Annotated in this window: 15 protein-coding genes; 8 read left to right on the top strand and 7 right to left on the bottom strand. The window is 64.9% G+C overall.

Going from position 1 to position 25459, the window contains the following annotated elements; all coding sequences use genetic code 11:
- Positions 1-7 precede the first annotated feature (7 nt).
- The 3 genes from ACLBKT_RS02210 to ACLBKT_RS02200 are packed head-to-tail and all read left to right on the top strand — an operon-like array spanning position 8 to position 6001.
- Positions 8-2410, top strand: a complete 2403-nt coding sequence (locus ACLBKT_RS02210) for a glycoside hydrolase family 3 N-terminal domain-containing protein (protein ID WP_410181347.1) — start codon at positions 8-10, stop codon at positions 2408-2410.
- 29 nt (positions 2411-2439) lie between these two features.
- Positions 2440-4791: a glycoside hydrolase family 3 N-terminal domain-containing protein gene (locus tag ACLBKT_RS02205; RefSeq protein WP_410181346.1), complete on the top strand. Its 2352-nt coding sequence runs from the start codon at positions 2440-2442 to the stop codon at positions 4789-4791.
- Between the two features lies 1 nt (position 4792).
- On the top strand, positions 4793-6001 hold the full coding sequence (locus tag ACLBKT_RS02200) for an endo-1,4-beta-xylanase (RefSeq protein WP_410181345.1): 1209 nt from the start codon (positions 4793-4795) through the stop codon (positions 5999-6001).
- 147 nt (positions 6002-6148) lie between these two features.
- On the opposite strand, the gene ACLBKT_RS02195 is transcribed toward ACLBKT_RS02200, so the two are convergent.
- Positions 6149-9523 carry a TonB-dependent receptor gene (locus ACLBKT_RS02195; RefSeq protein WP_410181344.1) on the bottom strand — a complete coding sequence of 1125 codons (3375 nt, stop codon included), beginning with the start codon at positions 9521-9523 and terminating at the stop codon, positions 6149-6151.
- A 176-nt stretch (positions 9524-9699) separates the two neighbouring features.
- Here ACLBKT_RS02195 and ACLBKT_RS02190 point away from each other — a divergent pair, with 176 nt between their 5' ends.
- Genes ACLBKT_RS02190 through ACLBKT_RS02180 form a run of 3 tightly spaced genes read left to right on the top strand, consistent with a single transcriptional unit; the run spans position 9700 to position 13804 of the window.
- On the top strand, positions 9700-11262 hold the full coding sequence (locus tag ACLBKT_RS02190; protein WP_410181343.1) for a tryptophan halogenase family protein: 1563 nt from the start codon (positions 9700-9702) through the stop codon (positions 11260-11262).
- Entirely contained in the window at positions 11259-12797 is a 1539-nt protein-coding gene (locus tag ACLBKT_RS02185; protein WP_410181342.1) for a tryptophan halogenase family protein, read from the top strand. Before ACLBKT_RS02190 ends, ACLBKT_RS02185 begins: the two co-directional genes overlap by 4 nt.
- Positions 12794-13804, top strand: coding sequence for a cupin-like domain-containing protein (locus ACLBKT_RS02180; protein WP_410181341.1), 1011 nt, complete (start codon positions 12794-12796; stop codon positions 13802-13804). Before ACLBKT_RS02185 ends, ACLBKT_RS02180 begins: the two co-directional genes overlap by 4 nt.
- Here the strand turns inward: ACLBKT_RS02180 and ACLBKT_RS02175 are convergent.
- From ACLBKT_RS02175 to ACLBKT_RS02165, 3 genes are read right to left on the bottom strand one after another with little or no spacing between them, the layout of a single operon-like run.
- Positions 13782-15257 carry an FAD-dependent oxidoreductase gene (locus tag ACLBKT_RS02175; RefSeq protein WP_410181340.1) on the bottom strand — a complete coding sequence of 492 codons (1476 nt, stop codon included), beginning with the start codon at positions 15255-15257 and terminating at the stop codon, positions 13782-13784. The genes ACLBKT_RS02180 and ACLBKT_RS02175 overlap by 23 nt on opposite strands.
- On the bottom strand, positions 15254-16777 hold the full coding sequence (locus ACLBKT_RS02170) for a tryptophan halogenase family protein (RefSeq protein ID WP_410181339.1): 1524 nt from the start codon (positions 16775-16777) through the stop codon (positions 15254-15256). The genes ACLBKT_RS02175 and ACLBKT_RS02170 overlap by 4 nt, the downstream gene beginning before the upstream one ends.
- A 28-nt stretch (positions 16778-16805) precedes the next feature.
- The gene (locus ACLBKT_RS02165; protein ID WP_410183629.1) at positions 16806-18227 is read right to left on the bottom strand and encodes a sugar porter family MFS transporter; all 1422 of its coding nucleotides are present in this window, start codon (positions 18225-18227) and stop codon (positions 16806-16808) included.
- Positions 18228-18348: 121 nt separating this feature from the next.
- Here ACLBKT_RS02165 and ACLBKT_RS02160 point away from each other — a divergent pair, with 121 nt between their 5' ends.
- A complete protein-coding gene (locus ACLBKT_RS02160; RefSeq protein ID WP_410181338.1) occupies positions 18349-19911 on the top strand; it encodes an aldehyde dehydrogenase (NADP(+)) in 1563 nt (520 codons plus the stop codon).
- A 13-nt stretch (positions 19912-19924) separates the two neighbouring features.
- Complete coding sequence (locus ACLBKT_RS02155; protein WP_410181337.1) at positions 19925-21148, top strand: Gfo/Idh/MocA family protein; 1224 nt, start codon at positions 19925-19927, stop codon at positions 21146-21148.
- A gap of 22 nt (positions 21149-21170) precedes the next feature.
- On the opposite strand, the gene ACLBKT_RS02150 is transcribed toward ACLBKT_RS02155, so the two are convergent.
- The 3 genes from ACLBKT_RS02150 to ACLBKT_RS02140 all read right to left on the bottom strand — a co-directional run bounded on the left by ACLBKT_RS02150 (position 21171) and on the right by ACLBKT_RS02140 (position 25322).
- Complete coding sequence (locus ACLBKT_RS02150) at positions 21171-22013, bottom strand: 23S rRNA (adenine(2030)-N(6))-methyltransferase RlmJ (RefSeq protein ID WP_410181336.1); 843 nt, start codon at positions 22011-22013, stop codon at positions 21171-21173.
- 61 nt (positions 22014-22074) lie between these two features.
- Positions 22075-23157 (bottom strand): 5-methylcytosine restriction system specificity protein McrC, encoded by a 1083-nt coding sequence (locus ACLBKT_RS02145; protein WP_410181335.1) that lies wholly within the window; start codon positions 23155-23157, stop codon positions 22075-22077.
- Positions 23154-25322, bottom strand: coding sequence for an AAA family ATPase (locus tag ACLBKT_RS02140; protein ID WP_410181334.1), 2169 nt, complete (start codon positions 25320-25322; stop codon positions 23154-23156). Before ACLBKT_RS02140 ends, ACLBKT_RS02145 begins: the two co-directional genes overlap by 4 nt.
- Positions 25323-25459 lie beyond the last annotated feature (137 nt).

Raw genomic sequence — 25459 nt, 5'->3', positions numbered from 1 at the left:
ACATAGAATGAGAGGGATCAAGCGGGCCGCGCTGGCGGCTGGCGTGTGTCTGGCAGCGTTCGGGATGGTTGCCGCACCGGCGACTGTGGCGCAGCCGGTGGCGGTTGAGCGGGCCATGAAAGACGCGCCCTACTGGAACGCCAACCTGCCGACCGAGCAGCGCGTCGAAGACCTGCTGGCGCGCATGACACTGGACGAAAAGGTCGCGCAGCTCCTCACCATCTGGGACAGCAAGGGCCAGATCCAGGGCGACGGCGATGTCTTCGATCCCGCCAAGGCAGCCGCAAAATTCCCCCACGGGATCGGCCAGATCGCCCGCCCCTCGGACCGCGCCGGGCCATCCTCTCCGCGCAAGGTGCCGCGCCGCTCCATCGAAGCCAGCATCCAGTATGTGATCGATGCGCAGGTGTGGGCGATGCAGAACACCCGGCTCGGCATCCCCGTCCTGTTTCACGAGGAATCGCTCCATGGCCTCGCCGCCAAGGATGCGACCGCTTTTCCGCAGGCCATTGGTCTTGCCAGCACCTGGGACCCCGCGCTGATCCGCGACATCAATGCCCTGATTGCTGACGAGACCCACGCGCGCGGCGTCCACTCGGTGCTCTCTCCCGTGGTGGATGTCGCGCGCGATCCGCGCTGGGGCCGGATCGAGGAGACCTTCGGCGAAGACCCGTTCCTCGTCGGCGAGATGGGCGTCGCCTCGGTCGAAGGGCTGATGGGCACCGGCACCACGCGCAAGCTTGCGCCGGGCAAGGTGATGGCCACGCTCAAGCACATGACCGGCCACGGCCAGCCCGAAAGCGGCACCAATGTCGGCCCTGCCCAGATCAGCGAGCGAACCTTGCGCGAGATGTTCTTCCCGCCGTTCGAACAGGTGGTGAAACGCACGAAGATCGACGCGGTGATGGCAAGCTACAACGAGATCGACGGGGTGCCGAGCCACGCCAACCGCTGGCTGCTGGAGGACGTGCTGCGCGGCGAGTGGAAGTACCAGGGCGCGGTCGTCTCCGATTACTACGCAATCGAGGACATGGCCCGCCTCCACCACATCGCGCCCGACAATGCCCGCGCGGGCGAGATCGCGCTGCTGGCGGGCGTCGATGTCGATCTGCCCGAAGGCGCGGGGTTCAAGGACCTCGCGCGGAGCGTGCGCGAAGGCCGCGTGCCGCAGTCCGCCATCGACAACGCAGTGCGCCGCCTGCTGACGACGAAGTTCAACGCCGGATTGTTCGACAACCCCTGGCCCGATCTCGCCAAGGCAAAAAGGTCGAACGGCCCGGACGCGGTGGCTTTGGCGCGGCTGGCGGCGGAAAAGTCGCTGGTGCTGCTCAAGAACAATGGCGCGCTTCCGCTGTCGCTGCCTGCCTCCGGGAAGAAACCGACCATCGCGGTGATCGGACCCAACGCCAATGTCGCGCGGCTGGGCGGCTATTACGGCGAACCGCGTGCCAGCGTGACGCCGCTCGCAGGCATCCGCGCTGCCGTGGGCGACAGGGCGCGGATCGTCCACGCGCTGGGGGTCGAGATCGTCAAAGGTGACAGCGACTGGTGGGACGATCCGGTGGACCTTGCCGACCCGGCCGAAAACCGTCGGCGCATTGCCGAAGCGGTCGAGGTCGCCAAGACCGCCGACACCATCGTGCTGTTCATCGGCGACACCGAGAAAACCAGCCGCGAAGGCTGGGCCGCAGGGCATCTGGGCGACCGCACCAGCCTTGATCTCGTCGGCGAACAGAACGCGCTGTTCACGGCGATGAAGGCCTTGGGCAAGCCGGTGGTTGTCGTGCTCGTCAATGGCCGCCCGCCGAGCTACCCGACCATCGCGGCCGAGGCCGATGCGATCCTCGAAACCTGGTACGCGGGCGAACAGCAGGGCACCGCTATTGCCGATGCGCTGCTCGGCACCATCAATCCCGGCGGCAAGATGCCGGTCTCGACCGCGCGCAATGCCGGGCAATTGCCGATGTTCTACAACCACAAGCCAAGTGCGCGGCGCGGCTATCTGTTCGACGAGGTGACGCCGCTCTATCCCTTCGGCTGGGGCCTCAGCTACACCACCTTCGCGCTGGGCGCGCCGCAGCTTTCGGCGCGCAGCATCAAGGCTGGTCAAGGCGTGACGGTCACCGTGCCGGTCACCAACACCGGCAAGCGTGCAGGCGATGAGGTGGTGCAGGTGTACCTGCGCGATGATGTGAGTTCGGTCACACGCCCGGTGAAGGAACTGGTCGGCTTCCAGCGCGTTACCCTCGCCCCCGGTGAAACGCGCAATGTGGCGATCACCATCGAACCGCGTGCCTTCATGCTGTGGAACACCGACATGAAGCAGGTGGTCGAGCCCGGCACCTTCACGCTGATGACCGGCGCCAACTCGGCCGAGGTGCAGAGCGTCACGCTGACGGTGACCGAGTGAGCCACACCCGCCGCCACGCCTTGCGCTTAATGGCAGGCGGAAGCCTCGCCGTGCTGGCGCTGGCGGCGGGGCCTGCGGTGTGGGCCGCGGGCGGTGCGGTTTACAAGGACGCTGCTGCGCCGATCCCCCTGCGGGTCGCAGACCTGATGGCGCGCATGACGCTGGAGGAAAAGGTCGCGCAGATCCGCACGGCATGGGCGGCCAAGGCTGACATGATCGATGGCCTCGCCTTTGACCCGGCCAAGGCCAGCGCCGCCTTCCCCGACGGGATCGGCCATGTCACCCGCCCGAGCGATAAGCGCGGCGTTCCCGGCATCACCGGCGCGGCCGGCGGCACGGCGGCACGCTGGCGCAAGCCGGGGGAGACGGTCGCCTTCATCAACGCCCTGCAACGCTGGGCGGTCGAGAACACCCGCCTCGGCATCCCAGTGCTGCTGCACGAGGAATCGCTCCACGGCTACATGGCGACTGAGGCGACGATGTTCCCCCAGGCCATTGCGCTGGCGGGTAGCTTCGATCTTGACCTGATGCGCCGCGTCCAGTCGGTGATCGCCCGCGAAACCCGCGCGCGCGGGGTGCCGCTGGTGCTGTCCCCGGTGGTCGATATCGTGCGCGATCCGCGCTGGGGGCGGATCGAGGAGACGTGGGGCGAAGACCCCTACCTCGCCGCCGAGATGGCGGTTGCCGCCGTGGAGGGGCTGCAAGGGCCGGGCAAGTTTGAACGGCTGGCGGACGGCAAGGTGTTCGCCACCCTCAAGCACATGACCGGGCACGGCCAGCCCGAAAGCGGCAACAATGTCGCCCCCGCGCAAATCTCCGAACGCGAGCTGCGAGAGAACTTCTTCCCCCCCTTCCGCGAGGTGGTCCGGCGCTGTTCGGTCGGCGCGGTGATGCCGAGTTACAACGAGATCGACGGTGTGCCCTCCCATGCCAATGCGTGGCTGCTGGGCACCGTGCTGCGCGGCGAGTGGGGCTTCGACGGCATCATCGCCAGCGATTACGGCGGCGTGCACGAACTGGCCACGCTCCACCACGTCGCGCGCGATCTTGAGGACGCGGCGCATCAGGCCCTGCGCGCTGGGGTCGACAGCGAATTGCCCGAGGGTATGGCCTTCGCCACGCTGACAGATGCCGTGCGCGCGGGCCGCGTGCCGCAAGCGCTGGTCGATACCGCCTGCGCGCGGATGCTGGCGTTCAAATTTCGCTGCGGGCTGTTCGAGAACCCCTATGGCGATGCCGCGCTGGCCGAGGCGCTGACTGGCAACGCCGAGGCCCGCGCGCTGGCGCTGGAGGCGGCGAGGAAGGGCGTGTGCCTGCTCACCAACAACGGCGCGCTGCCATTGGACCGCAAGAGGATGGGCCGGGTCGCAGTCATCGGCCCCAACCACGCGATTGCACGGCTCGGCGGCTATTCAAGCGTGCCCAAGCAGACCATCAGCCTGATCGAAGGGCTGCGCATGATTGCGCCGGACGCCGACTCTGTCACCGCGCAGGGGGTGTTCATCACCACCAGCGAGGATCGCTCAGCCGACGACGTGACGCTGGCAGACCGCGCCGCCAACCTCGAACTGATCGCCGAGGCGGTGGACGTGGCGCGCCGCGCGGACACCATCATCCTCGCCATCGGCGATACCGAGCAGACCAGCCGCGAAGGCTTTGCCAAAAACCACCTGGGCGACCGCACCAGCATCGACATTCTGGGAGAGCAGAACGCGCTGGTCGATGCGCTCGCGGCGCTGGGCAAGCCGCTGATTGTCGCCGCCTATAATGGCCGCCCGCCGAGCTGGCCGAATGTCATCGCCAAGGCCGATGCCGTGCTGGAATGCTGGTATCCGGGGCAGGAAGGCGGCCAAGCGGTCGCCGAGGCGCTGCTGGGCGACATCAATCCGGGTGCGAAATTGCCGGTGAGCGTCGTCCGCAACGCAGGGCAGATCCCGCTGTTCTACAACCACAAGCCGAGCGCGCGGCGCGGATATCTGTTCGATGACAAGACCCCGCTGTTCCCGTTTGGCCACGGCCTCAGCTACACCAGCTTCGCCATCTCCGCCCCGCGCACCGCCAAGCCCCGCTTCGCCAGGGACGAGGATATCAGCGCGCAGGTGACCGTCACCAACACCGGCAACCGCTCAGGCGACGAGGTCGTGCAGCTCTATATCACTCGCTCCGGCCTGTCGGTCAGTCGCCAGGTGCTCGAATTGAAGGGCTTCCAGCGCGTCACGCTCCGGCCGGGTGAGAGCCGCACGCTCAGCTTCACCATCCCCGCCCGCCAACTGGCGGTGTGGGACGACACCCTCACCGAAACCAATCCGCCCGGCCCGCTGCGGCTGTGGGCGGGGAATAGCTCGGCCAATCTCACCCCGCTCGACGTGGAGATCATCTGACATGGATACGGATTTCACCCTCTCCCGCCGCGCGGCGCTCGCCGGGCTTGCCGCCTTGCCGCTGGTCGGCTGCGGCGGCGGATCGGCAGGCACCACGCCCGCGCCCATCAGCGCTCCCCTACCCTCGCCGCCTGCGACCGGCGTGCCGCAGCCCGGCCTCAACGCCATCGCCGCGCGCGGCGGCCGCAAGTTCGGCAGCGCCATCGCATCGACCCCCGGCACCACCAACGCAGGCTCGATCCAGAACGCCGATTACACCGCGATCATCAAGGGCGAATGCGGCATCGTCGTGCCTGAAAACGAGATGAAGTGGCAGGCCGTCCGCCCCGCCCCCACCGTCTATGCCTTCGACCGGATGGACGAAATCGTGCGCTGGGCGCAGCAGAACGCGCTGGCTGTGCGCGGCCACACCCTGCTGTGGCACCGACCGCAGTGGTTCCCGAACTGGCTCAACACCTATGACTACGGCGCGAACCCGGTGCGCGAGGCCGAGCGGCTGCTGACCGAGCACATTCAAACCGTCACCCGCCGCTACAAGGGCATCATCACGTCTTACGATGTGGTCAACGAAGCGATCGACCATGATCGCAATGCCACCATCGAAACCAGCATGAGCCGCGCGATGGGCAGTCCCGAGGCCGTCATCGACCTCGCCTTCCACACCGCGCGGGCCGAGCTACCGGACGCGCAACTGGTCTATAATGATTACATGAGCTGGGAGCCGCAGCACCAGAAGCACTGCAATGATGTGCTGCGCCTGCTCGAAGGGATGAGGAAGCGCGGCACCCCGGTCGATGCGCTCGGCATCCAGTCGCATATCGAGATTTTCGCGATTGATCCGGCCACGGGCGTCGGGCCCTATGCCGAACGGGAATGGCGCAGGTTCCTCGATGAGGTGACCGGCATGGGATACCGCCTGCTGATCACCGAGTTCGACGTGAAGGACAAGGCGCTCCCCGCCAATATCGCCCAGCGCGACGAAAAGGTCGCGGACTTCGCGCGGCGCTATTTCGATCTGATGCTGGATTACGATGCCAAGCTTGATGACGTGCTCGCGTGGGGCATGGTCGACCGGTTCAACTGGTTGCAAGGCTTCGACCCGGCCAAGCGCGCCGACGGGCAGGAGGTGCGCGGCACGCCTTACGATTCCCAATATCGCGCCAAGCCACTGCGCTCCGCACTGGCCAACGTGATGAGCGCTGTCGGCTGATCTCCTCGCAGCAGCGCATCCCTGTGGCCCGGGCATTGTCCCGGGCCTTTTTTTGCGTCCGCTGCACGGCCAGCCTGCCCCACAACGGAAAAGGGCCCCCCGGCAGATGCCGGAGAGCCCTTTCCCTGGGGACTGTGAAGCGAGGGGTCAGAAGTTGCCCCGCACGATGAAGGAGAAGCGCCGGTCATTCATGAAGAACGAACGGGGGGCCAAGACGCTGGCGTCGCCTGTGTAAGCCTGCGTGGTCCTTGTGACCTCGTCGAGCAGGTTCACCCCTTGCACGCCGACCCGGATATCCTTCGTCACGTTGAAGAAGATCGACGCATCGAGCTGTCCGGTCGACTCGTTGAAGATCGAGTAGAACGGGAAGATCACATCCGCCGGGGTCAGCAGGAAGCGTGAGCGCCAGTTATAGGCGGCCCGCAGGCTGAACGGCCCCTTCTCGTAGAACACGGTCGCGTTGACGTTGTGCTTCGAGAGCTGTTCGAGCGGCAGGTTGCCCGGCGGGATCGTGGATTCATCCACCGGCTCGCCCGTGTTGAGGAAGGTGTTCGGCAGGCCGCTGCTCTTGATATAGGTGTAGTTGGCAGCCACCCCCAGACCATCGAGCGGTTTGGGCAGGAAGTCATAGGTCTGCTGGTAAGCGACCTCGAAGCCCTTGATCTTCCCATTATCATCGAAGTTGGCCGGACCGCGCACCAGCACGTCGCGGGTGATCCCATTGCTGGTGACCTGACGGCTGGTGACCTCCTGATAGAAGAAGTCCTTGATGTCCTTGTAGAAGGCATTGAAAGTCAGCGAGCCGACCGTGTCGAAATACCATTCCGCGGTGAAATCGAACTGCCACGCGGTGGCCGGACGGATGAAGGGGTTGCCGGACTGCGCCGTCAGCTCGCCGCTCTGCCCCAGACCGATCTGGAGGAAGTTGCGAACATAGGAGTTGTCGGGCCGGGTCAGCACCTTCGATCCGGCAAAGCGGACAATCACATCATCGGTGATGCCGAGCTTGAGGTTGAGGCTGGGCAGCCAGAAGCTGTAATCGACATCGGCGACATCGAACTGCGATCCGCCACTACCCGCAAAGGTCTGAAGATCGGCGTAGCCCTGCGGCCCGAGATTGCAGACCCCGCCCGGACGGGACGGCTGCGTGCCCGGCGGCGCGCCCGGCGGGACCACGGCGGCGCAGCGGATATCGAACGGATCGAGGATGTTGAGCGCCTGGCCGCTCGGCACCCCGATCGACCCTTGCGAGCGGATGGCGGTGTTGACGTAGCGCAGGCCGACATTGCCCGACAGGCGCAGGTCCCCGAACAGGTTGTCCGTGCCGAATTCGAGCTGCACGTAGGCAGCCGTATCCTGCTGGGCAATCGGCTGAATATCCTCGGGCAGATACGGCGTTCCGGCGATAGCGTTCTGACGGCCCGAAAGCGGCACCCAGCTCGGCGAGGCGCCGAGCGCGCGGGCCTGATCCTGCACCGACTGGAAATCGCTAATCGCGCCTTCATAATCGCCGATCAGATCCCCGGCGTAGTAGAACGCGCCCGGAGGGCCGGGCACCTTGCCGCGGAAGAAGTTCGGGAATTCATAGCGCTCCGATGGGACCTGCGTGCTGTCGGCGAAGTTGACCGGACGGCTGCCCGACCAGGTTTCGCTCAGCATCCCCCAGTTATAGGTGGTGTAGCGCACCGTCTGATCGCGGTCCTGATAGCGCGCGCCCCACTTGGCCTTGCGCAGGAAGGAATCGTCATCAAATTCGTAAGCCATGTCGGCCTGGAAGGCATATTGCTTGCCGGTGCTGTCCTCGATGTGGTCCATCGCGGCCCGCCAGAACTGGAAGCGGGGATCGGTGAAGTATTGATCTTCCGTCGCGCCCGCCAGATCGGCGCCCGGCGTCGACCAGACATAGCCGAGATATTGCGGTTTGCGCGGGATGATCACCGGCAGATCGCCCGAGATATCGAGCTCCTGATCAGCGAAGGACGAACCGAACACGCTGAAATCGAGGTTCCGCTTGCGCGAGGTGGCATATTGCGCGTCGATCTCGACCGTGAAACGATCGGTCAATTCGGTGCGCAGGTTGATCGAGTAGTCTTCGTTGGTGATCCGGTCGTCGACCTGACGGCGCGCCAGCGACTGCTGAAGCCCGCCAATCGGCACGAAGGGCGATGCGCCCGGATCGCCGCGCCAACCATTCGATGCGTTGACGATGTAGCCCGACTGGAACAGGCCGGTGTCGTCATAGAGGAAGTCGGTGAACCCGCCGACCGGGCATTGCGCCCGCGGCGTGGGATCGCCTGCCGACCCATCGGGATTGACCCGGTTCGGGCCGTCGGCATTCTGACGGCAGCCGATCGGATAGGTCTGATACTCGGACAGATCGGGCGCGGTCTCGAAGGTGTACTCGCCCCACTTGTTGGTGGAGGCCGAACGGATGAACTCCGCGGTGATCAGGGTCTTTTCGTCGATCGATTCAAACTGCGCCGAAACCGCGATCCCGTTGCGCTTGCGATCAAATTCCTGCGTGCGGAACTGACCGCCGACCGGGGCCACGCGCGATGCGGCATAGTCGGCAAAGCCGTCCGCTCCGGCCACGCCATTGGCGCCGCACAAGGCGCCTGCGCCCGGCAAGGTGAAATTGTCCGCCGAGCCCGGAAGCGGATTGCGGCAAACGCGCACGCCGCCCGCATTGGCGGCGTTCACCAACTGCCCGTCACGGGTCTGGTAGTTGGCGATTTGCAAGCCATCGGCGCGGCTCTTGATCTCGGAGTAGGAGCCGCTGAACAGCAGGCCGAAGCGGCCCTTGTCGGTATCCCAGGTGTTGCTGATCAAGCCCGACAGCGTGGGCGTCCATTCCTTGCGGAAATCGCCGTAGTTGGCCTCAGCACTGAAGGCGACCTTGAAGCCATTGTTGTCGAACGGCTTGCGGGTGTTGAGGTTGACCGTACCCGCGAGCCCGCCTTCGATGGATTCGGCGGTGGCGTTCTTGCTGATGATCACCGAGCCGAGCAGTTCGGCCGGCACGTCGGCAAAGTTGAGCGCCTGCCCGCCGACGCCCGAAGCAAAGGCGCTGCGGCCGTTGAATTCCGAACGCACGAAGTTGAGGCCGCGCACCACCACACCCGAACCTTCGACCGAGAAGTGGTCGGGATCGTTCGATCCGGCGAAGCGGTTGATGGCAACACCCGGAACGCGCTGGAGCGCTTCGGTCACCGAACGATCGGGCAGCGCGCCAATATCCTGCGCGGTGATCGCATCGACGACGGTGTCGGCGTTCTTCTTCACGTTCTGGGCATTGGCGAGCGAGGCGCGCAGGCCGCTGACGACGATCTCGTTGACAGGCTGTTCCACCGCGGTCGTATCTTCGACCTCCGGTTCGGGTTGGGCTTGCTCCTGCGCCCAGGCACCGCTGCCGCTGATCGCGCTGCTGACAACCAGCGCCGAAGCACCGGCGCGCAAAGCGCTTTTGAACCACGAGTCCCTGACGCCTGCCCCAACGCCGTGGCCATGCACTGCTGTGCGCATAAGATCCCTCCCCATGTTAGCGCTATCATTTATTGTTAGATAGCTTGCCCTCTTGTGGGACGATGGCTTATCGCTGTGTGGGGCGCTTGACAATAGGTCTTCGAAGATTTGCAGGGGAACTGTGGCAATTTGCCAACAATCTCTCGGCACGGTAGGGTTGGGACAGGATGGCTGGGATGAATGGTATCGGTAACGCGAACCGCCTTGCACGGGTCGTAATCGTCGGTGGCGGGACCGCCGGATGGATGGCGGCTGCCGCGCTTGTGCGGTTCTTCAATGATGGGCAGCGCACCGTCACCCTGATCGAATCCGACGCCATCGGCACGGTCGGCGTGGGGGAAGCCACCATCCCGCCGATTCGCAGCTTCAACGCGATGCTCGACATTCCCGAAGCAGAATTTCTGCGCGAAACCCGCGGCACCTGCAAACTGGGGATCGAGTTCGTCAATTGGGGCCAGGTGGGTGATCGGTACTTCCACCCCTTCGGCACCTACGGCCAGGATCTCCACGGCATCGCCTTCCACCAATTGTTCCTGCGCGAGCACGCGCGCAGTGGCGGTGCAGGCGATATTGGCGACTATTCGATGAGCACGGCCGCGGCACGCATGGGCCGCTTTGCCCGCCCGGCCGCGGGTGCGCAGTCGCTGGTGAACCAGATCGCCTATGCCTACCACTTCGATGCCGGACTTTATGCGGCCTACCTGCGCCGTCTGGCGACGCGTCAGGGCGTGACCCGGATCGAGGGCCAGATCACCAAGGTCTCCCGCAATGGCGAAAGCGGTGATGTGGAAAGCGTCACGCTGGACAGCGGCTCAACCGTCGCAGGCGATCTGTTCATCGATTGCTCGGGCTTCAGGGGTCTGCTGATCGAAGACGCGCTGGAGACCGGTTACGAGGATTGGAGCCACTGGCTGCCGATGGACCGCGCGTTGGCTGTTCCCAGCCGCAACCCCGGCCCGCCCGATCCCTTCACCCGTTCCACCGCGCACGCCGCAGGCTGGCAATGGCGCATCCCGCTTCAGCACCGTACCGGCAACGGCCATGTCTTCTCGAGCGCCTTCATGGACGAAGACCGCGCGCGCGACATCCTGCTTGCCAACCTCGAAACCGAGCCGCTGGGCGAACCGCGCGCCTTGCGCTTCCTCACCGGGATGCGGCGCAAGGCGTGGAACCACAATGTGGTCGCCATCGGGCTGTCGTCAGGCTTTATCGAGCCGCTCGAATCGACCAGCATTCACCTGATCCAGAACGGCATCGCGCGCCTGTTCGCGCTGTTTCCCGACAATCCCATCCGCCCGCTGGAGCGCGACGAATATAATCGCGGGATGCGCGAACTGTTCGAGGATGTGCGGGACTTCATCATCCTCCACTACAAGGCGACGCAGCGCGAGGATTCGGCGTTCTGGCGCTATGTCCGCCACATGGACGTGCCCGACAGCCTCGCCCGCAAAATGGCGCTTTGGCAGCATCGCGGGCGGGTGTTCCGCGAAAATGCCGAGCTGTTCACCGCGCCGAGTTGGATCGCGGTGATGCTGGGGCAGAACATCTGGCCCGACATGCATGATCCGATCGCCGACACGCTGGACGAGTCCAAGGTTGCCGCTGCGATGGCGCAGATGCGCGCGGCCTATCGCGACATCGCCGACAAGCTGCCGGTGCATGAAGACTTCCTGCGCCAATCGGGTAGCTGGAACGAAGTCGCCTCTCCAATTGCGCCCGCGCAGGCGGTGAACGTATGAGCGTGCCGCAACCTGTCACGAAGATCGTGGTGGTGGGCGGCGGCACCGCCGGATGGATGACGGCGGCTGCGCTCGTCCGGGTGCTCGGGCAAATGCCGGGCCTGTCGGTGACGCTGGTCGAAAGCGAGGCGATCGGCACGGTCGGCGTGGGAGAGGCGACCATCCCGCAGATCATCGGCTTCAACCGCCTGCTCGGCCTCGATGAAATGCAGTTCATGCGCGAAACCCGCGCGACCTACAAACTCGGGATCGAGTTCGTCGATTGGCTCAGGCCGGGGCATTCCTACGTCCACCCCTTCGGCAGCTTCGGGATCGACATGCTGGGGATCGAATTCCAGCATTTCTGGCTGCGCGGACAACAGGTGGGTGATCGCTCGCGGATCGACGATTATTCGGTGGCGGCGGTGGCCGGCAAATCGGGGCGGTTCGGTTGGCCCCGGCCCGACAACCCCAAATCGCCGATGTCGAAACTGTCCTACGCCTTTCAGTTCGACGCAGGCCGCTATGCCCGGTTCCTGCGCGGCTATGCCGAGAACGCGGGCGCGGTGCGGGTCGAAGGCCGGATCACCGGCGTGAAGCAGGATGGCGAGACGGGCTTCGTCACCGCCGTCACGCTCGAAGACGGGCGCGAGGTTGCGGGCGAGCTGTTCATAGACTGCTCGGGCTTCCGCTCGCTCCTTCTGGGACAGGCGTTGGGCGTGCCTTTCATCGACTGGACCAAGTGGCTGCCGTGCGACAGCGCGGTGGCGGTGCCCTGCGAACTGGGCGGACGCAACGAACCGCTGACCCGCTCGACCGCGCGCCCGGCCGGATGGCAGTGGCGCATCCCGCTTCAGCACCGGATCGGCAATGGCCATGTGTTCTCCTCGGCCCACATTGATCGCACTGCGGCGACCGATCTGTTGCTGGCGAACCTCGATGGCAAGCCGCTCGCCGATCCCAACCAGATCGCCTTTACCGCCGGGCACCGCGCGCGCGCGTGGGACAAGAACGTCGTCGCTCTGGGGCTGGCGGCGGGCTTCCTCGAACCGCTCGAATCGACGTCGATCCACCTGGTGCAATCGGGCATCGCGCGGTTGCTGGCGCTGTTCCCCGATACCGGCTTTTCGGCGGTGGAGATTGACCGTTTCAACTTCGAAACCACCCGCGAATATCGCAACATCCGGGATTTTCTGGTGCTGCACTACCGCGCGAGCGAGCGGGATGATTCGGAATTCTGGCGGTATTGCCGCAACCTGCCGCCGCCCGATGGGCTGGCCGAAAAGCTCGAAATGTTCCGCTCTTCGGGCCGGATCATCCGTGAGAACAACGAGCTGTTCACCGAAGACAGTTGGCTTTCGGTGATGCTGAGCCAGGGGGTGACCCCGCAGTCCCATCACCCGGCAGCCTGGATGCTGGACGAGGCCGAAACCCGCACCCGGCTGGCGCACATCCGCGAGGTGATCCGCCAGACCGTCGATCAGCTGCCGACGCAGGATGACTTCCTGCACCAGCACGGCGGCGCGATCCCGCGCTCGGAATATCTGACGGCGTGAGCGGCCTTCCCCTCCCCGTCCCGATGTCCGAGCTGTCAGGGCCGATTGGCGACGAAGCATTCGCAGCCCTGCGTGCGGCCATTCGCCCGGTGGTGCTGCGCGGGCAGGTGGCGGACTGGCCCGTGGTCGCCGCCGCACGGGCGGGGGATGCGGCGATTGTCGCCTATCTTTCGCGCGAGCCGACCACCCGGCCGGTGGGCGCCATCGCGGCGGCGCCATCGGAAAAGGGCCGCTTCTTCTACACCCCCGATCTCACGCGGCTCAATTTCGTGCGCGGCAGCGGGCGGCTCGAAACCTTTCTGGACGATCTGCTGAGCGCAGCCGCCATGCCCGATCCGCCCGCGATGGCGGTGCAATCGGAAGAGATCGCCAGCCTGCTCCCCGCCTTCGCGCGCGAGAACCGCTTGGCGTTGTTGCCCGAGGTGACTGCGCGCATCTGGATCGGCAACCGCATCCGCGTGGGCGTGCATTACGATGCCAAGGAGAATGTCGCCTGCTGCGTCGCCGGACGACGGCGTTTCACGCTCTACCCGCCCGATCAGATCGGGGGGCTCTATCCCGGTCCGTTTGAGCTGACCCCGGCCGGCATCCCCGTCAGCATGGTCGATCCCCATGCGCCCGATCTGGCGCGCTTCCCGCGCTTCGCCGAAGCCGCGCGTCATGCCGAGGTTGCGACGCTGGAGCCGGGGGATGCGATCTACATTCCCTATGGCTGGTGGCACGGGGTGGAATCGCTCGATCCGGTCAGCATCCTTGTGAATTACTGGTGGACGCCCGGGCAACCGGACGGGATCGGGAGCCCTTACGAAGGGCTGCTCCATGCGCTGCTCGCATTCCGGCACCTGCCGGATGATCAGCGCGCGGTGTGGCGCGAGATGCTCGATTACTACATTTTCAGCGACGATCCCTCGGCGCATCTGCCCGCTCACGCCAAGGGCATCCTTGGCCCACCCTCACCCGAACGCTTTGCGCAGATGCGCAGCGCTATCCGGCAGGCGCTCGGTTAGCATTGACCGCCCGCGCGAGCCATTGATCATAGGGCGGCGCAAAGGCCAGCGCGGCGCGGGCTTCGGCGTCGAACGCGGCGCGCGCACGGGCTTCTGCGGCCGCATCGGCATGGCGCGCGGCGGGCGGCAGGCCCGGTGTCCAGCCCAGCGCGACCAGCAGCGCATATTGCTCCTGCCCCAGCAAGGGCAATTCCTCGCGGAACGGAATGCGCCCGCGCCGCACGAACTGGTCGATCACCGCCCCCACCCGGCCCGGCAGCACCCTTGCGCCAAACACGCGCTGCGCTTCGATGCCGGCGAAATGGAGCGCCAGCACCTCGTGTACGCCCTCCATCATCAGGCCGGAACGGCGGTTATACTCCGCGCGCTCCAGCGGCGAGATCGCGCGGCCGGGCAGCATTTCCAGCAGCAGATCAAGCTGGCGGTGGGCGAGATCCAGATGGAGCGGCCCCAGCGGTGCGAACCGTGCGGCGGCATCACCCAGGGCGACGACATTGCCGATCCACGGTTCCGCCGCCCGTCCCGGCGTGAGCGCAATCGCCGCCCGCGCTGAAGTGCCGAGCAGCGCTTCGGCCTCATGGCGCGCCAAGGGCTCCGCCGTCCCGAGCACGCGGTGCAACCCGTCCCGCCCGGCGACTTCGGTGACCCAGCCAGCGGAGGTCAGCGTGATGCGATCCTCCAGCGCGATCACCGGCGCAGCGGGATCGGCCAGATAGACATGGCGGGTCGGCAGGCTCGCCGACCAGTCAGTGAAGGCGAACCGGGGATGAGCGGCAAGCAGGCTCGCTTGCGGCCCGGTGCAATCGATGAACAGATCGGCCTCGATCAGGCCCTGCCCGGCCAGACCGACAGCGCGGATGGCATCGCCCTCACCCGGCTCGATCCGGTCGATCACCCCTTCGGCATAGCGCACGCCCGCAGCCTCGGCCTGCTGGATCAGCAGCGCGCGATAGGCCGCCGGGTGCCAGCGCAGCGCGTAATCGACCGCTGCCAAGGGCGTGGGCTCGCCCGGCGGCGGCGGGGCAAAGCGGGCCGCTTCGGCGAGCACCTGCGCCACGCTCCCAGCGGGCGGCGCGCCAGCGCCCAGCGGGCGAACCCGCCCCCAGTCCCGCGCAAACGCAGTCTTGAGCGTTGGGTCGAGCGCCTCGCCATAGGCAAGCACCCCCTGCTGCTCGCCCTCGCCCCATCCGGAATAGCGGGTCACCAGCCGGTAGGATCCCCCTGCCTTGGTGATGATATCGGCCTCGGCAATGCCCAGCCGGTCATGCAGCTTGTTGGTGAAGGGCATGGCGCTGGGCGACCAGTCGGCAAAAGCGGCGGGCCCCGGTTGACTGCCGATCACGATCACCTCGCATCCCGGCAGGCTGCGGCGCAACGCCAGTGCGGCGAGCACGCCGACGTGCCCGCCGCCGGCCACGACCACCCGGCGCAAAGGCTCGCGCGGGATGCTCATGCGGCCTCGGCAAGCCGCGCGGCTTCGGCCCGCAGGTAATCGCGGTGACCGGGCATGGTGGCAACCTCGCCCGTCACCGCCATGCGCAAGCGTTCGGTCGCGCGCGCCAGCGCTTGCGGGTCGATGAAGCCCGCGCGCGGGTCATGGCGCTCGGGCAGCATCCCCTGCCCGACATAGACCGCGATCCAGCTGGCATCGTAGAACAGCCCGTCCGAATATTTCTCGATCCGCCCGGCATTGCGCCACAGCTCGAGCTTATCCGCCAGACTGTCGGGCACCCGCATGGTGCGCACATGATTCCAGAACTCGGAATCGTCGCGCGTGGTGGCATGGTAGTGCAGGATCAGGAAGTCCCGCACCCGGTCATATTCCATGTCGACCAGCCGGTTGAACTCGGCCCGGTCGCGCGGGTCGATCTGGCCCGCGGCTGCCGGGAACAGCTCGATCAGATAGGTGATCGCCATCTGCGCGAGGTAGATCGAGGTGGATTCGAGCGGTTCGAGAAACCCGCTCGCCAGCCCCACGCCGATAACATTGTGGCTCCACGATTGCGCACGTCTGCCGGGGCGGAATTTGAGGATGCGTGGCTCTGCCAGCGGCGTGCCCTCGGCGCTCGCGCGGATCGCGTCGCAGGCCTGTTCCTCGGTGATATGGGCCGAGGAGAAGACATAGCCATTGCCCATCCGGTGCTGGAGCGGGATCTGCCAGCGCCAACCGGCGGGCATGGCGGTGGCGGTGGTGTAGGGGCGCAGGTCGTCGGTCGCATGGGTGCAGGGCATGGCTGCTGCCCGGTCACACGGGAGCCAATGTGTCCAATCCTCCCACGCCACGCCCAGTTCCTGCCCCAGCAGCAGCGAGCGGAAGCCCGAGCAATCGACGAACAGATCGCCCACGACCCGCCGACCATCCGCCAACACCAGCGCAACCACATCGCCACTGGCGGCATCACGCTCGACGCTGACGACCCGGCCCTCATGCCGCTCGATCCCGAGGCCCAGCCCGAATTCGCGCATGAAGGGGCCGAACAGCGTCGCATCAAACTGATAGGCATAGCCATAGGTCGAGCCGAGGCTGTCGTCCTGCGATGGTGGGCGGAAACGGTTGGCCTTGGCCGCCGCCACCGCGAGCGAATATTCGCCCAGCTCCCGCGCCATGCCGTGCCGGGCCAGTTCCAGCCAATAGTGGTGGAAGCCGACGCCTGCGACCTCCTCGCCGAAGGAGCCGAAGGGGTGGATGTAGCTTTCCCCGATCCGCCCGAAATCGCGGAAGTCGATGCCCAGCTTGAAGGTCGCATGGGTGGCCTTCATGAAGGCCGCCTCGTCGATCCCGAGCTTTTCGACGAAGCCGCGAATATGCGGCAATGTCGCCTCGCCCACGCCGACGATGCCGATCTCCTCGCTCTCGACCAGTTGGACGCGCGCCAGATCGGGCAGCAGCTTGGCAATTCCGGCGGCGGTCATCCAGCCTGCCGTGCCGCCGCCAAGGACGACGACACGGATCGGCTGAGGAGCATCTGACATCATGGCGTCCTCGCTATCATCGGCGGCCCTATCCGACCATCTCCTCCAGTTCCTTGCCCTTGGTCTCGACGATGAAACGCTGGACGAGGACAAAGCTGATGGTCGCGCACACGGCGTAGAAGCTGTAACTCGCCGCAAGGCCGATCCCCGCCGCCATCAGCGGGAAGCTTTGCGCGATGAGGAAGTTGGCGAACCACTGGAAGAAGCCCGCCACGGCCAGCGCCGATCCGCGAATCTGGTTGGGGAACATCTCCGCCAGCATCACCCACATCACCGGGCCCCAGCTGACATTGAAGAAGATGACATAGAGGTTGGCCGCCACCACCGCCGTCGTGCCGAGGCTCGCCGACAGCACCAGATTGCCCGCCGCATCCAAACCGCCCTGGCTAAACACGAACACCATCACGAACAAGGTCGCCGCCATCCCCGCCGAACCGATCAGCAGCAGTGGCTTGCGCCCGACCTTGTCGATCACCGCAATCGTGACGAAGCAGGCCGCAATCGAAACCGCGCCCGAGACGATGTTGATCAGCAGCGAATCCGCCTCGGTGAAGCCCGCCAGCTGCCACAGCGTCGCGCCATAATAGAAGATCACGTTGATCCCGACGAGTTGCTGAAACACCGCCAACATGATGCCGACCCACACAATCGGACGCATCCTGAGCAGACTCTTCGTGCCTGCCGGTGCCAGCACGTCAGCAAGGCGCGGGCGGTGATCTTCCGAAAAGCTCGCGCGGATTTCGGCGAGCTTGACGGCGGCCTCTTCGGCACCGAACAGGTCGGTCAGCACCTTGGAAGCCTCGGCATGGCGGCCCTTACCGATCAGATAGCGCGGGCTTTCCGGGATGAAGAACAGCGCGGCGAGGAAGATCGCCGCGGGCAGCGCCTGCATCAGATACATCCAGCGCCACGCGGCGATCCCGCCCCAGAAGTCGCCGGTCGAGCTGCCTGCCGCCGCCGCGAGAAAATAGTTCACGAGGAACGCCAGCGTCAGGCCGGTGATGATCATGATCTGCTGCACCGTGGTCATACGTCCGCGAATATTCGCTGGCGCAACCTCGGCGATATAGGCGGGCGACAGCACACTGGCCGCGCCCACCGCCATTCCGCCCGCGATGCGGGCGATCACGAACAGCACATGGCTCTCGGTCAGCCCTTGGATCAGCGCGCCGGCAAGGAACAGCACCGCGGCGATCCGCATGACATTGCGCCGTCCCATCTGGTCGGCGAGCGTGCCCGCAAAGAATGCGCCGATAAAGCAGCCGATCAGCAGCGAACTGACCGTGAAGCCCAGTCCGCCCACGCCCAGACCGAATTCCGCCTGCAACCCCGGCTGCGTGCCGTTGACCGCGCCGCTATCATAGCCGAACAGCAATCCGCCGATGGTCGCAACCGCAACGATCGCGGAAATCAGCACCATGTTGGTGCCGCCCCGATTATTCTCCAAGATCCCTCTCCCCGGTTGCTGTGTTGCAACCCACACCATTTATGGTAGCGCTACCTTTCACCGAAAATCGCGCTATGGCAAGCCGCGTTTTCACAAACGGATTCGGGCTTCGAGAGGAACGGCAATGCTGACGGGCAGAAATTTGGTTGCGGGCGAGTGGCGCGAAGGCACAGAACATTTCGCAGCGGTGGCGGCAGCGAGCGGTGCAGCGCTTGAACCGGCGTTCGCGCAGGCCAACACTGATGATGTCGCCGATGCCTGCGCGGCCGCGGCCGCGGCGCAGCCGGTCTTCGCCGACTTGCCCTTGGCGCAGCGCGCCGCCTTTCTGCGATCGGTCGCCGCAAAAATCGACGCACTCGGCGATAGTCTCACCCAGCGCGCGATGCTGGAAAGCGGCCTGCCCGAAGCGCGTCTCAATGGCGAACGCGGGCGCACTGTGGGTCAGCTCCGCCTGTTCGCCGACGAGGTCGAGAATGGCGCGTGGCAGGGGCTTCGGATCGATCACGCCTTGCCGCAACGCACCCCGCCCAAGCCTGATCTCAGGATGCGCAAGGTGCCCCTTGGCCCCGTCGCCGTGTTCGGCGCGAGCAACTTCCCGCTGGCTTTCTCGGTGGCAGGCGGTGACACTGCTTCGGCGCTCGCCGCCGGGTGCTGCGTGGTGGTCAAGGGCCACCCGGCGCACCCCGGCACGTCCGAGCTGGTGGCTGGCGCAATCCTCGATGCGGTGCGCGAAGCGGGGCTGCCGGACGGTGTGTTCAGCCTTGTGAACGGCACGGACTTCGCGCTGGGCGAGGCGCTGGTGAAAAACCCGCGCATCGCTGCCGTGGGCTTCACTGGGTCGCGCGCCGGGGGTCTCGCCTTGATGAACCACGCCGCCGCGCGGCCCGTGCCGATCCCGGTCTATGCCGAGATGAGCAGCGTCAACCCGGTGGTGTTGATGCCCACCCGGATGGACGAAGCCGCCGACGAACTCGCCGCCGCCTATGTCGGCTCGCTGTCACTGGGGGCGGGCCAGTTCTGCACCAATCCGGGGATCGTTCTGGCGGTGGAGGGCGAGGCGACCACCCGCTTCATCGCCGCCGTGGGCGCCGCGCTCACCGGCATTCCGGCGCAAACCATGCTGACGTCCGGCATCCAGTCCGCCTATGCCAAGGGTATCGCAACCATCGGCGCACAGCCGGGCGCGGAGCTGGTCGGCACCGGCACGGCAGGCGCGGGTGCTTGCGGACAGGCGCAGGTCTTCACCGTCTCGGGCGCAGCGTTCCGCGCCAACCCGGTCCTCAGCCATGAGGTGTTCGGCCCCAGCTCGATCATCGTGGTCTGCACCGATCTGGACGAAGTCTCCGCGATCCTTTCGGACATGGAGGGCCAGCTTACCGCCACGCTGCATATGGCCTCGGCCGATTATCCGGCGGAGCGCAAGCTCATCCCGATCCTTGAAAACCGCGCCGGGCGGATTATCGCCAATGCCTGGCCAACGGGGGTGGAAGTGACCCACGCGATGGTGCACGGTGGCCCCTTCCCGGCCACGTCGGACGGGCGCAGCACCTCGGTCGGCACGCTGGCGATTGATCGCTTCCTGCGGCCGGTCAGCTATCAGGACCTGCCCGCCGCATTGCTGCCCAAGGCGCTGCTCGATGGGCCTAGCCCGGTGCTGCGCCGGGTCGATGGGACGTGGCAGGCCTGAAAGGAGGCGGAGGATGACGCAGGATCACGGCATCACGCGGCGGCGGCTGATCGAAGTGGGCGGCACGGCGGCCGCGGCCGGTCTGGTGATGTCGGGCGCGGCGGCGCTCGGCCCGTCGCGCAATCCTGTCGCCACGGGACAGCCGCTGCCGGACGGGTTGACGCTCCCCACTGCCCCGCCCCGCGCGCACCTGCCGGGCAGCGTCGGCTTTGCGATCATCGGGCTGGGTGACTATGCGCTGAGGCAGATCATGCCGCGCTTCGCCCAATCCGAGCGTGCGCATATTACCGCGCTGGTCTCGGGCAACCCCGCCAAGCTGCGCGCAGTGGGCGAGGCTTACGGCGTGCCGCCGGAAGCCCGCTATTCCTACGACAGCTTCGCCGAAATCGCCGCCAATCCGGCGGTCGAGGCGGTCTATATCGTGCTCCCGACCGGCCTGCACGCCGCATGGGCGGAGCGGGCCTTTGCCGCGGGCAAGCACGTGATGTGCGAAAAGCCGATGGCGCTCTCCAGCGCCGAGTGCGAACGGATGATCGCCGCCAGCCAGCGCGCCAATCGCAAGCTGATGATCGCCTACCGCTGCCACTTTGAACCCTATAATCGCGCCGCGATGGAGCTGATGCGCGACCGGGCCGTGGGCGACCTCCGGCTGATCCGCACCGAACATTCCTACCGCATGGGCCCGACCACCCCGCCGCAGAACTGGCGCGTCAGCCGCGCGCTGGCAGGGGGCGGGCCACTGGAGGATTACGGGATCTACGGACTACAGGCCGCCCTCTACCTGTCAGGCGAGCTGCCCGACCGGATCAGCGCCAGCGCCTATCGCCCCGCCAACGATCCGCGCTTTGCGGAAATCTACGCCCATGTCGCGACCCAATGGCACTTCCCCTCGGGCGCGGCGGCGCAGATCGTGACGTCCTACGCTTCGGCCGGTCTCAACATGGTGGAGGCGCGCGGCACGGGAGGCGCGCTGGTGATGCGCCCGGCGACCAATTATGGTGGCCTGACGCTCGCGCTGGAGACAGGCCGCGACCGGCGCGATCTCACGCCGGGGGACTCTGAAGTCCAGTTCGCTGGTCAGCTCGACCACCTCGCCAGCGCGATCCGGGAGGGCACGGCGATCATCACGCCGGGCGAAATGGGCCTGCGCGACCTGCGCCTGATCGAAGCGATTTACGCCGCGGCGCAGAGCGGGCGCACCGTCATACTCAACGCGGATGCAACGATCGCCGGTTGAAGCGGCGCGGTCAGAGCGCGTGCTATTCGCGTACCCACGCGGCCGTGAGAGCGCCGCGATGCCCTTCGGGCGCGAGCGCCGCGCGCAGGGCTTCCAGCAGAGGCGGCAGGCCTTGGGTGAAGGCATAGGGCGGATTGACGAAGAACAGCCCCGCCCCGTTGTAGATGCCGGGCTGGTCGGCATCATAGAGCCAATGCTCCACCGTCAGAAGCTTCGGGATACCGAGCTGGCGCAGCTTGTCCTTCCACAGCGCATGGGCGGGCCGTTCCTTCAGCGGATACCAGATCACCGTCACGCCATGCGCCCACTTGCGGTGCGCGGCAGCGAGGGTCGCCGTGATCCGGGCGCGTTCGTCGGTCTGCTCGTAGGGCGGGTCGACCACCACAACGCCGCGCGGTGTCCGGGTCGGCAGCATCGCCAGCCATAGCTCGTAGGCGTCGCGCTCATGCACGGCCGCCGGGGTGCCGCGCATGGCGCCGCGCAGGGCATAGGCGTCCTCGGGATGCTTTTCGTTGAGGATCAGGCCATCCTGCGGGCGGAGAAGCTGCGCCATGATGCGCGGGGAGCCGGGGTAGAGGCGCGGTTCGGCCTCGGTGTGCGCGGCCGCATTCACGGCGCAAACGGCGGCGCGGTACTCGTCGAGCAGGGGATTCGGGTCGGCAAAGGCCCGCACCACGCCCTGCATGGCTTCGCCCGTGCGCCCGGCCTCCTCGCCGGCAAGATCATAGAGCCCGCAGCCGGCGTGGGTGTCGATCAGGGTGAGCGCGCTGTCTTTGCGCTGCAAGGCCCGGATGAGGGCGATCAACAGGCTGTGCTTCACGACATCGGCGCTGTTGCCGGCATGGAAGGAATGACGGTAATTCATCGTGAAGACCAGAAATTGCGGTATTATGGCGCAATTGCACCACGCCCAGTGCGCATCTGATTCAGCCGGGTGAAGCCGTCGCTTCAGCTGTTTGCGGAAGAGGCATGAGCAAAGATAGCAGATCAGATGAAATTTGCTGCCACGGCTGGGCGAGATTGATCGTGGCTATGGTCACGCTTTGTCCCTGAAGCTTGAAGCACTCTCGCATGCCTCGGCCCACCTGGGGGTAGAGCAGCATACCTTCGCACTTCGCAAAGGCAGGATCTGACGCCGCGTTTTTAAGATAGGCGAACAGCTGATAGAGGTTCCCAGACTGGAAACTTTCACTGCCGTACAAGCTCTGTTGAAGAGCCCTCGCATAATACTTTGTGTCGATGATCAGGCGACGATTTGGGCTCCTAAGGTAGATGTCGACGATCATCGAGGGCAGCCGCCCTACGCCAGTGGTGGTCAGCTCCAACGCGTCCCATCGAATGGCTAGCGGATTCACAGCGAACTCGCATTGCTCAGCTCGATAGAAGTTGCGGACGAAATCTTCGAAGACGCGGGCCATCTTCCCCTCGTCGCGAAGGATGTCATGAAACGCATACCCGGCGCCACTGGGGTCCGGGAGAAGGCAGTCATAAGCGAGTTCCGCGACCTTCAGGATGATGTCGTAGTAAGCATTGTTCCGATGCAACTGAACACGAGCGAAAGCCGAGCGTTCGAGCCAAATGTCCGACACGTCAGGCATGCGCTGAGCAGTCATAACAAGCTCGTGTGAGAGCTTGGTGTCGATTGTCTGAGCGCGAGCAATGCGCCTTAACGACGCTTTGATGATCTGATTGTGCAGAAGATCATGGCTGAGCTCATCGAACTCACAGGCGAGGCGCCTAACTTTTTGCGATTTCAGCCGAAGCGACGCGCCAATGTCGATATGTCCGCGTACGGTAGCAATCTCGTCCGAGCAATTTTGAAAAGCCCTATCCAAACCGCGTCGCAAAAGTGCTCGCGTGCCGTGCAGCAAAACACGACCCAAAAGATTCGGAAGATCGGGGCTTTGCGTGCCTCCGAGTGGGATCGATTGCGCCTCTTCGAACCGGTTCCAAGCGTAGCAGAACAGGTAATAGATATTCTCGATGGGGATCGGTGGGGCTGCGGTCATGGCTGAGCTAGGAGCTGCACTGTCCATTGCTCAGCTTTGGCAGGGGCATCGAACCAATACTCGCGCAAAAGTGGCGCGACCTCGGTCCGGATCACCCTCTCATACCATTGCCTATCGCCCTCGCCTTCAATCGGTCCCGCGCAGAAGAAGCTATGGCCGATTGCGAACCCTGGACCCAAGTTCGCCACGTCGCTGACAATCTCAGCGTTCAGAGCGGTAACTCGGCTTATCAAGGTCGAAACCAGTTGGTCAGAAACTCCAGCTTGGACCAGCTGCGCTCGAAACTTCGGAGAGCCCAAATTTGACCCGAGGTCGATGAACGCGAACCGCCTGCGCAGCGCATAGTCGACCACTGCAAGAGACCTATCAGCAGTGTTCATCAGCCCAAGGATATGCACATTGGCGGGTACGTGGAAGGGAGCCTTGCCCAATGCAAGCGGCATCGCCCAATCACTGGCGCGCTTATCTGGTTCGATCAGGACCATGAGCTCGCCCATAATCTTGCTCAAGTTACCGCGATTTATTTCATCGATCACAAACACGTACTTGCGGCCCGGATCAGCCTCGGCCTGCCGGCAGAACTCGACAAACTTACCTGGCTTGAGCTCGAAGCCATTTTCCGTGGGGCGAAAGCCCTCAACGAAGTCTTCATACGAATAAGACTGGTGGAACTGGACGAACTTTAGCCGGCTCCGATCATGTTCACCCATCAATGCGAACGCCAATCGCTGAGCGGCATAGGATTTTCCGACGCCGGGGGGGCCCTGCAGAATGATGTTCTTTTTGGCGCGCCAGAGCAGGAGTATCTCCTCGGCAAGCTCACGCTCGATGAACAACGTCTCTAGCGCATCGTCGATCGTGTAGATCTCAAGCTCCGCTGCCGGCTCAGGGGCATCTTCACCTTTTACGTGAGGTAGGTCCTTGCCGGCGAACTCGCGGTAGGCTCGGTTGAGAATGTTGAGCAGACTTGGGGTCGCTTCAGTCAGGTAGGCGCCTTGGTTCAGGTCGAGCGACCTATTGAAAAACATCCCTCTCGCGCCGCTTTCGACAAGCTCCTTCAACTCGCCGGCAAAGGGCTCGGTTGTGAGGAAGGCTTCCCGGGGGAGTGGGGGGTCGAGCGTTTCGTGATCCCGCAACGCAATCCGGTAACCGGCCTGGTCGGCCCAATCTGTTCCAGCCACTCCGGTAAAAGTGTCGTCAGCTACGTCCACCGCAATCGATACGTCGCTAATCGCCTTATTGTCCGTGAGGTGGAAAACGATGTCTCCAGCACGAACCTGCGTCATCGTCTTGTAGATGTCGCGGCCATCTCTTGAGCGCTGCGGCGACCAAAGCGCTAGGCCCAAGGCATGGTCTCCTGTGAGCCGATCTTGTCGGCCAGATACCAAGGTCTTTTCGATCCAAAAACGCGGCCGCACCTCACCTTTCTGTTTTCGGTACATCGCCCCCCAATGATCGTCCGCAAGGAAAATTTCGAAGTCTTGCGGCTGATCTTCGAACGCGAAGCGGATCAGCGCGTCGGCGAAGTCCGAGCCAGGGAGCAACTCCCAGATCGTCCTGCGATTGGTGTAGAAATACCATTCTTTCGGTTCGAAGCTTTGTTCCCAGTCAACCATGACGTGCAGACCATCGCCTGGGTTGGCAGTGATGACGCCGCGGGCCTTGATACGCATTACTGACACGTTGCCGCCGTGATTTTCGAAAGGCAGATTGTGGCGCTGAACAAAAGCCGCCTTTATCGCGATGCGCTGGCCAGTGGCCATCGACTTGACCTGCGCGGCTTCTGCATCGGTCGGGTTACTGATCTCCCATATTCCATCGTTCAGAAATCGCTCGGTCTGATCGTTAGTGCGGCCATACGAGGAGCCAACGAACCAGTATATTTCGTCTGGCAGTGAAGACGATCTCGATCTTGTAAGATCGTAGGTAAACGCTGTCGTGCTGCTGGCCATTGGACCTTCCATCTTGGGCGGGGGAACGCTGGCAAGATCCTGGAACTTGCGCCCGGCGAGGGCCTGACAAACATTGGCATGCGCAGCGCTAAGACCAAGTTGGTCATGAATGTCGCGCGCGATGATTGTTACCTTCTCACGTCCGGCTCGGCGTGCTGGCTCGAGATAGTCAGTCAATGCAAGCTGGCGAATTCGGTCAGCATCAATGGCCATAAATGCCCTCCCTGGCCGAGGAACAATCGAACCATTACTGTTACCCGCGCAAGCCAAATCCGTGCATTAACCGCAAAATGTTGCGTTTGCCCGCAGTCGGGGTCGACTGCTGAAAGGCGGTTCAGACGCCTAGCGGC

This window comes from Erythrobacter sp. W302b, from assembly GCF_046452395.1.
Classification (GTDB): Bacteria; Pseudomonadota; Alphaproteobacteria; order Sphingomonadales; family Sphingomonadaceae; genus Erythrobacter.
This window is presented reverse-complemented; position numbering and strand designations above follow the sequence as displayed.

Coding starts and splice junctions, on each gene's coding strand:
- ACLBKT_RS02210 (WP_410181347.1), top strand. CDS start 8: ATGAGAGGGATCAAGCGGGCCGCGCTGGCGGCTGGCGTGTGTCTGGCA.
- ACLBKT_RS02205 (WP_410181346.1), top strand. CDS start 2,440: ATGGCAGGCGGAAGCCTCGCCGTGCTGGCGCTGGCGGCGGGGCCTGCG.
- ACLBKT_RS02200 (WP_410181345.1), top strand. CDS start 4,793: ATGGATACGGATTTCACCCTCTCCCGCCGCGCGGCGCTCGCCGGGCTT.
- ACLBKT_RS02195 (WP_410181344.1), bottom strand. CDS start 9,523: ATGCGCACAGCAGTGCATGGCCACGGCGTTGGGGCAGGCGTCAGGGAC.
- ACLBKT_RS02190 (WP_410181343.1), top strand. CDS start 9,700: ATGAATGGTATCGGTAACGCGAACCGCCTTGCACGGGTCGTAATCGTC.
- ACLBKT_RS02185 (WP_410181342.1), top strand. CDS start 11,259: ATGAGCGTGCCGCAACCTGTCACGAAGATCGTGGTGGTGGGCGGCGGC.
- ACLBKT_RS02175 (WP_410181340.1), bottom strand. CDS start 15,257: ATGAGCATCCCGCGCGAGCCTTTGCGCCGGGTGGTCGTGGCCGGCGGC.
- ACLBKT_RS02170 (WP_410181339.1), bottom strand. CDS start 16,777: ATGTCAGATGCTCCTCAGCCGATCCGTGTCGTCGTCCTTGGCGGCGGC.
- ACLBKT_RS02160 (WP_410181338.1), top strand. CDS start 18,349: ATGCTGACGGGCAGAAATTTGGTTGCGGGCGAGTGGCGCGAAGGCACA.
- ACLBKT_RS02155 (WP_410181337.1), top strand. CDS start 19,925: ATGACGCAGGATCACGGCATCACGCGGCGGCGGCTGATCGAAGTGGGC.
- ACLBKT_RS02150 (WP_410181336.1), bottom strand. CDS start 22,013: ATGAATTACCGTCATTCCTTCCATGCCGGCAACAGCGCCGATGTCGTG.
- ACLBKT_RS02145 (WP_410181335.1), bottom strand. CDS start 23,157: ATGACCGCAGCCCCACCGATCCCCATCGAGAATATCTATTACCTGTTC.
- ACLBKT_RS02140 (WP_410181334.1), bottom strand. CDS start 25,322: ATGGCCATTGATGCTGACCGAATTCGCCAGCTTGCATTGACTGACTAT.